At 69.5% G+C, this 12,586-nt stretch carries 8 protein-coding genes; 6 read left to right on the top strand and 2 right to left on the bottom strand.

Features of this window, described 5'->3' with window-relative positions:
• Window positions 1-70: 70 nt before the first annotated feature.
• The 4 genes from ACSHSS_RS17050 (at window position 71) to ACSHSS_RS17065 (ending at window position 3,229) form a co-directional block, all read left to right on the top strand.
• Complete coding sequence (locus tag ACSHSS_RS17050) at window positions 71-766, top strand: MgtC/SapB family protein (RefSeq protein WP_006397388.1); 696 nt, start codon at window positions 71-73, stop codon at window positions 764-766.
• 83 nt (window positions 767-849) lie between these two features.
• A complete protein-coding gene (locus tag ACSHSS_RS17055; RefSeq protein ID WP_445545247.1) occupies window positions 850-2,304 on the top strand; it encodes a hypothetical protein in 1,455 nt (484 codons plus the stop codon).
• Between the two features lie 175 nt (window positions 2,305-2,479).
• Entirely contained in the window at window positions 2,480-2,632 is a 153-nt protein-coding gene (locus ACSHSS_RS17060; protein ID WP_006397347.1) for a hypothetical protein, read from the top strand.
• A 117-nt stretch (window positions 2,633-2,749) separates the two neighbouring features.
• Complete coding sequence (locus ACSHSS_RS17065; RefSeq protein WP_445545248.1) at window positions 2,750-3,229, top strand: GNAT family N-acetyltransferase; 480 nt, start codon at window positions 2,750-2,752, stop codon at window positions 3,227-3,229.
• Window positions 3,230-3,322: 93 nt separating this feature from the next.
• Here ACSHSS_RS17065 and ACSHSS_RS17070 read toward each other — a convergent pair whose 3' ends face one another.
• Window positions 3,323-6,367, bottom strand: coding sequence for a heavy metal translocating P-type ATPase (locus ACSHSS_RS17070; protein WP_445545249.1), 3,045 nt, complete (start codon window positions 6,365-6,367; stop codon window positions 3,323-3,325).
• A gap of 391 nt (window positions 6,368-6,758) precedes the next feature.
• Between ACSHSS_RS17070 and ACSHSS_RS17075 the strand changes: the two genes are divergently transcribed.
• Window positions 6,759-8,186: a DUF1254 domain-containing protein gene (locus ACSHSS_RS17075; protein ID WP_445545250.1), complete on the top strand. Its 1,428-nt coding sequence runs from the start codon at window positions 6,759-6,761 to the stop codon at window positions 8,184-8,186.
• Between the two features lie 149 nt (window positions 8,187-8,335).
• Window positions 8,336-12,130, top strand: coding sequence for a DUF748 domain-containing protein (locus ACSHSS_RS17080; protein WP_445545251.1), 3,795 nt, complete (start codon window positions 8,336-8,338; stop codon window positions 12,128-12,130).
• A gap of 76 nt (window positions 12,131-12,206) precedes the next feature.
• On the opposite strand, the gene ACSHSS_RS17085 is transcribed toward ACSHSS_RS17080, so the two are convergent.
• Window positions 12,207-12,428 (bottom strand): hypothetical protein, encoded by a 222-nt coding sequence (locus ACSHSS_RS17085; RefSeq protein WP_006397340.1) that lies wholly within the window; start codon window positions 12,426-12,428, stop codon window positions 12,207-12,209.
• Window positions 12,429-12,586 lie beyond the last annotated feature (158 nt).

Here is a 12,586-nt window from a genome sequence, read left to right on the forward strand (position 1 = left end):
GAATCGGCGCGACCGGGCCCAAGGATAAAACATTCCGCGCGGCCGGCACCATAAAAAGGAGATAAATACGATGCTAGGCAACCTTGAACTCGTGATGCGGCTCGTGCTTGCCGCGGCACTCGGCAGCGTGATCGGCTTCGAGCGCGAACGGCTGTCGTGGGCGGCGGGGCTGCGTACGCACATGCTCGTGTGCGTCGGCTCGGCGCTGATCATGATCGTGTCGGCGTTCGGCTTCGCGGACGTGCTCGGCCGCGAGCATATCGAACTCGATCCGTCGCGGATGGCCGCACAGGTCGTGTCGGGGATCGGCTTTCTCGGCGCGGGCTCGATCCTGCTGCGCGGCGAGATCGTGCGCGGGCTGACGACGGCCGCGAGCCTGTGGTCGGTCGCGGCGGTGGGGCTCGCGGTCGGCGGCGGGCTGTACGTCGGGGCGATTGCCGCGACGATCATCATCCTGATCATTCTGGCCGGCCTCAAGCCGCTCGAGCGGCGCTACTTCACGGTGCGGCAGCGGCGCCAGCTCGCGCTGACGGTGCTGGGCGGCACGCTGACCTTCGATTCGCTGCATGCGGCGCTCGGCCCCGATAGCGCGCGCGTGAAGCAGTTCATCGTGCAGCGCGCGGACGAGACCGGCGAACACGACGACGTGCGGATCGCACTGGCGCGCGTGTCGGATCTCGAATTCCGCGCGATCTGCGACAAGCTGCGCGCGCTGCCGGGGGTGACGCGGTTCGACGACGGGCAGGGCGCGTCGGGCGATGAATAAGTGACAGGTCGTGCGACAATGGCCGGCCACCGATTCCGTTCGACATCCGGGTCCGCGCGCGCGGGCCTCGCTATCCGATTGCCATGACCGAATCCGTTATCACGCCGCGCTCTCGTTCCCGTTCCGACCGTTCTTCGACACGCGCGCGTGAGCGTTCGGCTGCGGCCGCACGCAGCGTGACGGCGGCTGCTGCGCAGCCGGAGCGCGCGGCAGCCGGCGATGCGGCGCGCGACGAACGCACGCTCGACCTGTTCGGCGATCCGGTGCTCGCGCCGCATGACGATGGGTCGGCTTCGGGTCCGTCGAGTCGCGACGACGATGTACGTGTGAGCGCATCGGCGCCGGAACGCGGCGGCGACTCGGAAGGCGACAGCGCGCGGCAGGCGACGCTCGATGGATTTGAGGCGGAAGCGCCGGTCGCGACGGTCGCGGGAGCGGGTGAGGCGATTGCGCCGACGATCGCAGCTGTGCACGACGAAGACCGCGACGGCATGACCGCAGACGCGCAGACGACCGCCGTGCACTTCAGTGATGGTGTCGCTCCGAATGAGACGGTCGCGAAAACGACCGAACCGATACCGGCCGCTGAAGCGGGCGCAAACGAGGCCGCAGCGAATCGCGATGTCGACGCGCCGGCGGCACATGCCGGTACGCGCGCGCTGGACGACGTTGCGGCATCAGACGTCGCCGCGACACGCGTGCCCGACGCCGCCGCGCGCAACGACGAAAGCGCGTCTGATTCCGATAACGCCGCGCCCCTCGGCGATGTGCACGAATCGGCGCATCGCAATCCGGCATCAGTGGTAGACGATGTGCCTGTAGCCGAAGCAATCGCGGAAGCGGGCGTCGCGGCAGCGTCGGTCGTAGCCGACGCCACTCCATCCACGCAGCGCGCCGAAATCGCGGCCGCCGCGACGCGCGCCACGCCCGCCCCTCGCCGCCGCTCGGAGCCATCCGCACCGAAGGCCGGCCGCGCGGCTTCGGCATCGGCGCGGCGCGCGAAGGACGATGTACCCGAGGAGCCGACGGCGACGGTCGCCGCGACGGCACCGGCCGACTCGCAGTCGGCATCGGACAAGCGCTCAAGCGTCGAGCGACCCGCGGACGGTTCCGCGACACCGGCGTCCGCAGCGACCTTCGTGACGAAACCGTCGATCGACACGTCGCCCGCGGCGCCCGATGCGCGCGGACTCGTCTCGTCCGACCGGCTCGCCGCGCTGCAGGCCGACGTGACGCGGCTCACGCATTCGGCCGATCGCGAAAAGCGCCGCGTGAATCGCCTGTTGCTCGCGCTGGCGATCGTCGTGCTGGCGACGCTCGTCGCGCTGATCATGCAAACGCGCCAGATCGCCCACCTGAAACAGGACGCGGCCGCGCAGCAACTGCGGATCGACCGGCTGGCGGCCGACCTGTCGACGCAACAGGCGAGCGTGATGACGCTGCAGGAGCATCACGAAGCGCTGCTGTCGCAGGTCGATCGGCTGCAGCGCGCGGTGTCGCGTGACACGGCCGCGAAACGCGTTCGCCGCGCGCGCTGACTCTTCCGACCCTATCTAGAGAGCCGCGCCACGCAACGAATCGGCCGCAGCGACCCGTGCACGCCGCGATACAAAGGTGCGGCAAACTGCTGCGCGCGCTGGCGGAGTCTAGGGAAAACCCTTAGAATACGAAACATCTAAGGGAAAACCCTAGCCTATCTGTCAGGAGTCTCACATGAGCTTCATCTTCGCGCTGCTGCAAAAGATCGACGATCTGTTCGTTTCGCCGCACCTCCCGCTCGACGCGGAATATTCGTACGTGGCCCGTCGTGCGGAAGCCGATCGCGTGCGCCGCTCGCACGCGCCGCTGTGCCTGTACCGTCGCTGATCGACTGATGCATTGATTCGCGGCGCTCGCCGCGTCTGCATGCCGCTGCCGTGCGCTGCGCCGGCGCGATGCGCCCGCTACACTGGGAGTTCGATTCCTCACACGGACGAACGCGCGATGCTGCAGATGCGGCCGATGACGGCCGGCGAATTCCGCGCCTACCGCGCGCGTGCGATCGAAGGCTACGCGCGCGATCTCGTTGCCTCCGGCCAGAACACGACCGACGACGCCGCGCCGCGTGCGCAGCGCTGCTTCGATACGTTGCTGCCGGACGGCCTGTCGACGCCCGGCCAGACGCTCGTCTCGCTCGTCGATTCGACGAGCGGCGAGACGGTCGGCGACCTCTGGTATGCGATCGTGACCGAAGGGCCGCATCGCACGCTGTTCATCTACGATCTCGACATCGTGCCGTCGCGGCGCCGCCAGCGCTGGGCGACGCGCGTGCTCGACGCGCTCGAGGCCGAGGCGCGCCGCTACGGCGTGACCGAAATCGGGCTCTCGGTGTTCAATCACAACGTCGCGGCGCGCGCGCTCTATCGCGCGCGCGGCTTCGTGCCGATCACGACGACGCTGATCAAGCCCGTCGTGTCGAGCTAGCCGCGGCGATTCGGGCACGCGCTTCGCGGTCCGATACGCTGCGCTCGATTGCGCGTGCCGGCGCCCGCTTGCGCGCGGCCATCCCTCGCCGCATCACCGCGCGCGTCCTTTCCATCTCCGCAGCAGCAACGCGTTGGTCACGACGCTGACGCTCGAGAACGCCATCGCCGCGCCCGCAATCACGGGATTCAGCCAGCCGAGCGCCGCGAGCGGCACGCCGATCAGGTTGTACACGAAGGCCCAGAACAGGTTCTGCTGAATCTTCCGGTACGTCCGTTTCGAGATGTCGATCGCGTCGGCGACGAGCGCCGGGTCGCCGCGCATCAGCGTGATGCCGGCCGTATGCATCGCGACGTCGGTGCCGGTCGCCATCGCGATCCCGACGTCCGCTGCGGCCAGCGCGGGCGCATCGTTGATTCCGTCGCCGACCATCGCGACCACGCCGCCGTGCTCGCGCTTAAGCGACGCGACGACGCGCGCCTTGTCGTCCGGCAGCACCTGCGCATGCACTTCATCGATGCCGAGCGCCGCGGCAACGGCCGCCGCGCTGCCGCGGTTGTCGCCGGTGACGAGCACGCTCGCGACGTGCCGGTCGGCGAGCGCGGCGATCGCGTCGCGCGCGCCGGGCTTCACGGTATCGCCGAACGCGATCAGCGCGATCGCCGCGCGCGGCGCGTCGGCGTGCATCAACCACGAAATCGTATTGCCCGCGCGCTCGAGCTCGGCCGCGCGCGCGTCGAGCGCGGGCGGCACGACGATGCCGAGCTCGTCGCGCCAGCGCGTGCTGCCGAGCGCGAGCAGTCGGCCGTCGACACGCGCTTCGACGCCGCGTCCGGCCACCGCGCGTGCGTCCGTCGCGACGGGCGCGGCCTGCGCGTTGCGCTGCGCGTCATACGCGGCGACGACTGCGCGCGCGAGCGGATGGTCGCTGTGCCGCTGCACGGCCGCCGCGAGCGCGAGCGCGTCGTCGCGCGGCAGGTCGACCGCGTCGAAAGCCGTGACGGACGGCTTGCCTTCGGTCAGCGTGCCGGTCTTGTCGAATGCGATCACGGTCGCGCGCTGCGCGAGTTCGAGCGCCTGCGCGTCCTTGATCAGCACGCCGTGCCGCGCGGCGACACCGGTGCCGGCCATGATCGCGGCGGGCGTCGCGAGGCCGAGCGCGCACGGGCACGCGATGACGAGCACGGCAACGGCGTTGAGGATCGCGGTTTCCGCGCCGGCGCCGGCGAGCAGCCAGCCGACGAGCGTCAGCACCGCGATGCCGAGGATCGCCGGCACGAACACGGCACTGACACGATCGACGAGGCGCTGGATCGGCGCCTTTTCCGCCTGCGCGGATTCGACGAGACGGATGATGCGCGCGAGCGTCGTTTCGGCGCCGATCGCGGTCGTCTCGACGACGAGCGCGCCTTCGCCGTTGATCGAGCCGGCCGTGACGGCGTCGCCGTCGTCCTTCGGGACGGGCAGGCTTTCGCCTGTGATCAGCGACTCGTCGACATGCGAGCGGCCCGACACGACGCGCCCGTCGACCGGCAGGCGCTCGCCCGGCCGCACGCTGACGATCGTGCCGACGCGCACCTGCGCGAGCGGCACGTCGCGCTCGACACCGTTGTCGACGATGCGCGCGCGGTCGGGCCGCAGCGCGTTGAGCGCGCGGATCGCATCGGTCGTCTGACGCTTCGCGCGCGCTTCGAGCCACTTGCCGAAGCGCACGAGCGTGACGATGACGGCGGACGCCTCGAAATACAGATGGCCCGGATGCGCGGGATCGCGCAGCAGCATCCACAGGCTCAGCCCGTATGCAGCCGACGTGCCGAGCGCGACCAGCAGGTCCATGTTGCCGGCGCGCGCCTTCACCGCATGCCATGCGGCGCGGTAGAAGCGCGCGCCGAAGCCGAACTGGACGATCGATGCGAGGACGAGCTGCAGCCAGCCGGGCAGCATCGCGTCGATGCCGAGCGGCGCGGCGAGCATCGGCGCGACGAGCGGCGCGCTCAGCACGGCCGACGCGATCACGAGATTGCGCTCGCGCAGCGCTTCCTGACGCTTGCGCGCGTCGCGGTCGGGTGCGGCGGGGGCGGACGAAGCGGCGGCGTTCGCGTCGGCTGCGGGTGAGGGCGCTGGCGCGGGTGTCGCGCGGTAGCCGGCGGTCGTGACGGCCGCGATCAGTGCGTCGACGTCGAGCGGGCCGGCGGCGCGGACCGACGCACGTTCGGTCGCGAGATTGACCGACGCATGCGTGACACCCGGCACTTTCTCCAGCGCCTTTTCGACGCGCGATACGCAGGACGCGCAGGTCATGCCGCCGATGTCGAGGTCGATGCTGTGCGTGGCTTCGCGCTCCGCGGAGGTCGAGCGTGCGGGCGATGGAGCCGATTCGACGGGCGTCGCCTGATAGCCCGCCTGTTCGACCGCCTCGACGAGCTGCGCGGCGGAAACGTCGGCGGACGCTTCAACGGTGGCGCGCTCGGTTGCGAGATTGACCGAAGCGTGCGTGACGCCTGGCACCTTCGCCAACGCTTTTTCGACACGCGATACGCAAGACGCGCAGGTCATCCCGTCAATGTCGAGTTCGACGCTGTGCGCAGCTTTATGGTCGACCGGTGCGGACGTCGCGACCGCCGGAGCCGATTCGATAGGCGTCGCCCCATAGCCCGCCTGTTCGACTGCTTCGACGAGCCGCGCAGCCGAAACGTCGGCCGACGCTTCAACGGTGGCGCGCTCGGTTGCGAGATTGACCGACGCCCGCGTGACGCCCGGCACCTTCGCCAACGCCTTTTCGACACGCGATACACACGACGCACACGTCATCCCGTCAATGTCGAGCAAGACCGTCGCCGCCGCCCTAGGCGACGCCTCGTGCTCCGCCTGCGCCGCCGTCGCATCGCTTCCCGTCACGGCCTCGCGCACGGTCGCGCGATAACCCGCGGCGCCGACGGCATCGACGAGCCGCGCCGGCTCCACCGGCTCGCGAGCGGTAATCGTTGCCGCCTGCCGCTCCAGGTCGACCGTCGCGTCGACGACGCCTGGCACGCCGGCCAGCGCCCGCTGCACCCGTCCGGTGCAGCCGCCGCAGTGCATGCCGTCGACACCCAGTTCGATCGTATGCAGCGACGCGGATGCGAGTGATTCAGTCATTCGGATTCCCCCAAGGCGCGGTTCGTCGCGCGATTGGTTCCCAGTATCAACATTCCCATGATGGGAAGGTCAAGCATCGGCGCCGACGCGTTACCTCACGGGGCAACCGCGGGGGCACACGCCGGCCCAGCGCACCCGACGCGACCGGAATCGACGTCGCCAGACGCACGCCGCGCGGCGCACAAGCCGATTCCACGCCGCGCCGACACCGCGGCTACTGTCCAATGTGTCTTCGGGCATATTGGGGGATGCCCTTAGGCGCTATGATACCGGCCTGACACCCGCGCGCCGTGCCGACCAGCGGCCGTCCGCGCGCGCCGGCGTCGCTCACGCGCCGTTCGCGAACCGAACATGGCGTTGACGGAAAAGAACGATATTCGGCCAGTAATCGATGATTGAACACCTTCGAGAATCCCTTTCTCTGCGGCGCGCGTGCGCGTCGCTCGCCATGGCGGCGCTGCTCGCGGGATGCGCGTCGCAGCCGGACGCGATCCAGCGCAAGACGGGCTGGATGCGGACGGAAGTCGCCGATTCCTATGTCTATGCGTATCCGCTCGTGCTGATGGACGTCGCTAAAGACGCGGCGACAGGCGGCGACGGCGCGCAACCCGGCCAGGCGCCGCTGAACACGCTGCGTCACGCGCAGGCGCTGCCGCCGGTCGGCGCGGTGAATCCGCCGCTGCCGGGCGTCGATACGCTCGACTCGACCGGCTGGCTCGACGTCGCGGCCGAGCCCGTGATCGTCACGCTGCCCGACACGCACGGCCGATACTGGGACGCGCGCGCGCTCGACATGTGGACCAACGTGCTGTGGTCGGCATCGAGCGCGGCGGCACGCGGCAGCCGCCGGTCGCAAACGATTGCCTTCGTCGCGAAGGACTGGCAGGGCACGCTGCCGAAGGGCGCGGTGCGGGTCGACGTGCCGACGCGCTATGCGTGGCTCGAGGTACGACTGCAGACGAGCGGCGGACGCGATCTCACGGCCGTGAAGAAACTGCAGCGCGCGATGCGCATCGTGCCGCTGTCGGTCTACACGGGCGACACGCGCGGCGCCTCGGTCGCCGTTCATACGGGCAGTGCACCGGCCGACGCGCTGACGGGCGGCACGCCGGCCGAACAGGTCGCCGCGCTCGATCCGAAGGCGTTCTTCACGCGCTTTGCGCGCGCGCTGCAGGACAACCCGGCGCCGGACGACGATCCGCACGCGCAGCAGCTGCTCGACGACATCGGCGTATCGGTCGGCAATCCGGTGCAGTGGACGGGCGACCGGCTGACGGCCGCGACGGCCGGCGTCGCCGAAGGGCGCGCGCGGCTCACGGCGCCACCGCCGAACCTGCTGAGCGCGAACGGCTGGAGCTGGATCGGCGATACGGCCGGCAAGTACGGGCAGGACTATGCGCTGCGCGCGTATGCGGCCTATACGCAGTTCGGCACCGCGACGCGCGACGACGAGACGATCGCGATCGTCCGCGTCGACAGCGACGGCCAGCCGCTGAACGGCGCGAACCGCTACGTGCTGCATTTCGCGCCGGGTGCATTGCCGCCGGTGCGCGGCTTCTGGACGCTCACGCCGTACACGCCGGGCGGCGCGCTGCCCGACGTCGGCACCGCGCGCCGCTCGCTCGGCGATCGCGACCGGCTGCGCCGCAACCATGACGGGTCGGTCGACATCGTCGTGTCGGCGCCGCCGGGCGCCGCGCGCGCGGCGAACTGGCTGCCCGCGCCGCGCGCCGATTTCGCGCTCGCGCTGCGGCTGTATGCGCCGAAGCCGCAGGCCACCGACGGATCGTGGATGCCGCCGGCCGTCGTGCGCAAGTGAACGACCGGACGCCGCCGCGGTCCCATACGGCCCGCGGCGGGCGCACGCATGCGCGTCCCGTCATCCTCTGAGCCTATACTCTCGGAACAACAGGCTCGGGCGCGCCGGATTCCGGCGCGACCCGGTATCCGTTTCCGAGGCATTCCAGCATGGCAAGCCCAGATAAAGAAATCCCTTCCACGACCCTCCATGCCCTCGGCGGCGTCGCCCGCTCGCGTCGCACCCGACGCATCGGCCTCGGTATCCTGATCTTCCTCGTGTTGTTCGGCCTGCTGGGATTCTTCGCAGCGCCGCCGCTGATCCGCCACGTGGCCGAACAGCAGCTCAGCGAGCAGCTCGGCCGGCCGGCGACGATCCGGCGCATCGCGCTGAACCCGTACACGCTGAACCTCGAAGCCGACGACATTCATGTCGGCGAGCGCGGCGGACAGGGTGACTTCGTCGACATCGGCAAGCTCGTCGTGCGGCCGTCGTGGTCGTCGCTGTTTCGCGGCGCGCCGATCGTCAATGAAGTGCGGCTCGATTCGCCGCGCTTTCGCATCGTCCGCTACGACGCACAGCGCTTCAACTTCACCGACCTGATCGAGAAGTTCTCGACGCCGTCGAAGCCCGACAGCAAGCCGACGCCGTTCTCGGTCTCGAACATCCAGATCAACGGCGGCCGGATCGATTTCGACGATCGGCTGCTGAACGAAAAGCACGTCGTCGACGACTGGACGCTCGGCGTGCCGTATATCGCGACGCTGCCGTCGAAGACCGACATCTTCGTCGAACCGAAGCTGCGGATGCGGTTCGACGGCAGCCCGATCGCGATCGACGGCAAGACGAAGCCGTTCGCGCAGTCGCGCGAATCGGAAATCGCGCTGAAGTTCGACCGGCTCGACGTGCCGAAGCTGATCTCGTACGTGCCCGCGAAGTTGCCGGTCGCCGTGACGAGCGGCCTGCTGAGCAGCGATCTCTCGGTCAACTTCGTGATGAGCGGCGACACGCCCGCGCTGCGCGTGTCCGGCACGGTCGACCTGACCGACGCGAAGGTCACGGGCCCGGCGTCCGAGCCGCTGTTCGCCGCGCGCGGCGTGCACGTCGCGGCGGCCGGCCTCGAGCCGCTGCGCAACGCGATGCACTTCGACGAAATCCGGCTCGACCGGCCCGTGATCGACCTGTCGCGCGACAAGCAGGGCGTGCTGAACGTCGAAAAGCTCGCGGGCTCGCCGGCCGCCGCGCCGAAACCGGCATCGGCGGCTGCCAACGGTGCATCGCGCGCGGCGGCCGCCGCCGCGAGCGCACCCGCGGCGAGCGGCGCGCAGGCCGCGGACACGAAGACGCCGCCGCTCGACCTGACGATCCGCCATGTCGCGATCGACGGCGGCACGGTCAACCTCGACGACCGCGTTCCCGCGACGCCGACCGCGCTGTCGCTGACGAAGCTAGCCGCGACGCTCGACGGTTTCGCGCTGCAACGCAAGACGCCCGCGAAATACACGCTGTCGACCTCGCTGTCGCGCGGCGGCGACCTGAAGGCCGAAGGCACGGTCGACGTCGCGGCGAAGCAGGTCGACACGAAGCTCGTCGTCGATGCGCTCGCGCTCGTGCCGCTGCAGCCGTATCTCGGCGAGGCGACGCGCGCGCGCGTGCTCGACGGCGTGCTTGGCGCGACGATCAACGCGAAGGCCGACTGGGGCAAGACGCCGCTCGACGCGCAGGTCGCCGACAGCGAACTGAGCCTGAAGTCGCTGAAGCTCGCGACGCCCGATGCGAAGGCGCCCGCGATCGTGCTGCCCGACGCGCGCGCGAAGATCGCGAAGGTCGACGTGGCCGCGCGCACCGCCGAGATCGCGAGCGTCGACGCGCACGGGCTCGCGCTCGACGTGAAGCGTCTGAAGAACGGCAACATCGATCTCGCGGCGTTCGCGAGCCCGGCGCAGCCGGCGGTGCCGCAGCGCACGGTCGCGCGCAAGGCGCAGGCCGCCGCGCCGTCGTGGCATTACCGGATCGACGCGCTGAACGTGAAGGAGGCGTCCGCGAACTTCACCGATCTGTCGACGCCGCGTCCGGTGAAGCTCGCGATCAAGCCGCTCGACCTGTCGGTGCAGAAGCTCGGCGACGACATGACGAAGCCGCTGCCCGTACAGCTGAAGGCGACGCTGAATCGCAAGGGTTCGCTGAACGTCACGGGCGACGTGACCGCGCAGCCGCTGAAGCTCGCGCTGAAGATCGACGGCAACCGCGTCGATGCGGCCGCTTTCGAGCCGTATTTCGGCAGCGCGCTGAACGCGACGATCGCGAGCGCGCTGCTCAACGCGCAGGGCAACCTGACGTTCGCGCAGGCGAAGGACACGATGCGCGCGGCCTATCGCGGCAACGTCGCGCTCGTCGACGTGCGGATGCTCGACAAGGCGACGTCCGATCCGTTCGCCGGCTGGCGCTCGCTCGCGCTGACGAACCTGAAGGCGAACTACGACGACAAGGGCACCGACGTCGACGCCGCACGCGTCACGTTCTCGAACTTCTACGGCCGCGTGCTGCTCGATGCGCAAGGGCGCCTGAACCTGAACGACATCGTCGCGAAGGAGACGGGCCCCGCGCAGTCGCTCACGCGCGATGCGAGCAAGAGCGAGCCGGTACCGCTGTCGCCGGGCGTCACGCCGCCGGCCGCGGCGCAGGCCGCCTCGGCCGCGGCCGCGCAGCAGGCGTCGGTGCCGGCCGCCGCGTCGGCGACGGTGGTCGTGAAGGCGGCGCCCGCGCCGCAGCGTCCGGTGCGCATGCATTTCGGCGAGCTCGTGCTGCAAAACGGCCGTGTCACATACACCGACAACTTCATCAAGCCGAACTACACGGCGAACCTCGTCGCGATCAAGGGGACGGTCGGGGCGTTCGGCACCGATTCGACGACGTCCGCGCCGGTCGACGTCGCCGCGAACCTCGCGGGCAACGGGCCGATCTCGATCAAGGGCTCGGTGAACCCGCTGATCGACAAGCCGGCGCTCGATCTCACGGCGACCGCGCACGACATCGAGCTGACCAACCTGACGCCGTATTCCGCGAAGTACGCGGGCTACCCGATCACGAAGGGCAAGCTCAACGTCGACCTGCACTACCAGCTCGCGAACGACCAGCTGAAGGCGAACAACCACATCTTCATCGACCAGCTGACGTTCGGCGACCACATCGACAACGACACCGCGACGAAGCTGCCGGTGAAGCTCGCGATCTCGCTGCTGAAGAACACGCGCGGCGAGATCGACGTGAACCTGCCGGTGTCCGGGTCGCTGTCGAATCCGGAGTTCAGCGTCGGCGGGCTGATCTGGCGTGCGCTGCTGAACCTGATCGCGAAGGCCGTCACGTCGCCGTTCTCGCTGCTCGCGCATGCGTTCGGCAGCGGCGGCGAGGATCTCGGCTACGTCGAGTTCGCGCCCGGTTCCGCGGTGCTGACCGATGCGCAGCAGAAGAAGCTCGACACCGTCGTGAAGATGCTGACCGAGAAGCCGTCGATCCGCCTCGACCTGATCGGTCGCGTCGATCCCGACAAGGACACGCCGGGGCTGCGCACCGCGTATGTCGACCGGCTCGTTCGTCAGCAGAAGCTGAAGGACGTCGTCGGACAGGGCGAGAGCATCGACCCGATGACGGTGAACGTCGAGCCCGGCGAGTACGACAAGTATCTGACGCGCGCCTACAAGGCAGCCGACTTCAAGAAGCCGCGCAACCTGATCGGCCTGCAGAAGACGCTGCCCGAGGCGGACATGAAGAAGGCGCTCGCCGAGCATGCACCGGCGGACGACAATGCGCTGCGCGCGCTCGCGCAGCAGCGCGCGCAGGCGGTGCGTCAGTATCTCGAGGGCAAGATCGACGCGAAGCGCGTGTTCGTCGTGGCGCCGAAGCTCGATGCGAAGGGCATCGAGGACAAGGGCGCCACGACGCGCGTCGACTTCGGCCTGCAGTAAGCGTGTCGTTGCGCGGCCGCGTTGGCTTCGTGCGACGCGGCCGCGCGCATCGATCGGTCGTGCGCCGCGCGCCGCCCTAGCGCAGCGCGACCGTCGGCTCGCGCCGCTCCAGTTCCTTGCGCGCGCTCAGCGGCAGGCGCGCATCGTCCCACTGCGCGATCCACTCGACTTCCTTCGCGGTAAACACCTGGCCGTAGTTGCGCAACGCGTACTGCAACGCGTCGACGACGTGATGGCGAATGATCTCGGGCGTGCGCGGGTCGTCCAGCACGAACCGCAATGCTTCCAGTGTCGACATTGTCGGGCTCCGAATCAGGGAAAACCCTTTATCACACGCCAATACTGGCGTGCCAACCGGACAAAAATCCCGGGGGCGCGGCGCGTGGTCGCGCCGCCACGCCGTGGCGTTGCGATTCGTTACGTTTGATAGAGAACAGAAAGCCGTACTTCATCGGA

The organism is Burkholderia sp. BC1 (assembly GCF_052683555.1).

Coding starts and splice junctions, on each gene's coding strand:
- ACSHSS_RS17050 (WP_006397388.1), top strand. CDS start 71: ATGCTAGGCAACCTTGAACTCGTGATGCGGCTCGTGCTTGCCGCGGCA.
- ACSHSS_RS17055 (WP_445545247.1), top strand. CDS start 850: ATGACCGAATCCGTTATCACGCCGCGCTCTCGTTCCCGTTCCGACCGT.
- ACSHSS_RS17060 (WP_006397347.1), top strand. CDS start 2,480: ATGAGCTTCATCTTCGCGCTGCTGCAAAAGATCGACGATCTGTTCGTT.
- ACSHSS_RS17065 (WP_445545248.1), top strand. CDS start 2,750: ATGCTGCAGATGCGGCCGATGACGGCCGGCGAATTCCGCGCCTACCGC.
- ACSHSS_RS17070 (WP_445545249.1), bottom strand. CDS start 6,367: ATGACTGAATCACTCGCATCCGCGTCGCTGCATACGATCGAACTGGGT.
- ACSHSS_RS17075 (WP_445545250.1), top strand. CDS start 6,759: ATGATTGAACACCTTCGAGAATCCCTTTCTCTGCGGCGCGCGTGCGCG.
- ACSHSS_RS17080 (WP_445545251.1), top strand. CDS start 8,336: ATGGCAAGCCCAGATAAAGAAATCCCTTCCACGACCCTCCATGCCCTC.
- ACSHSS_RS17085 (WP_006397340.1), bottom strand. CDS start 12,428: ATGTCGACACTGGAAGCATTGCGGTTCGTGCTGGACGACCCGCGCACG.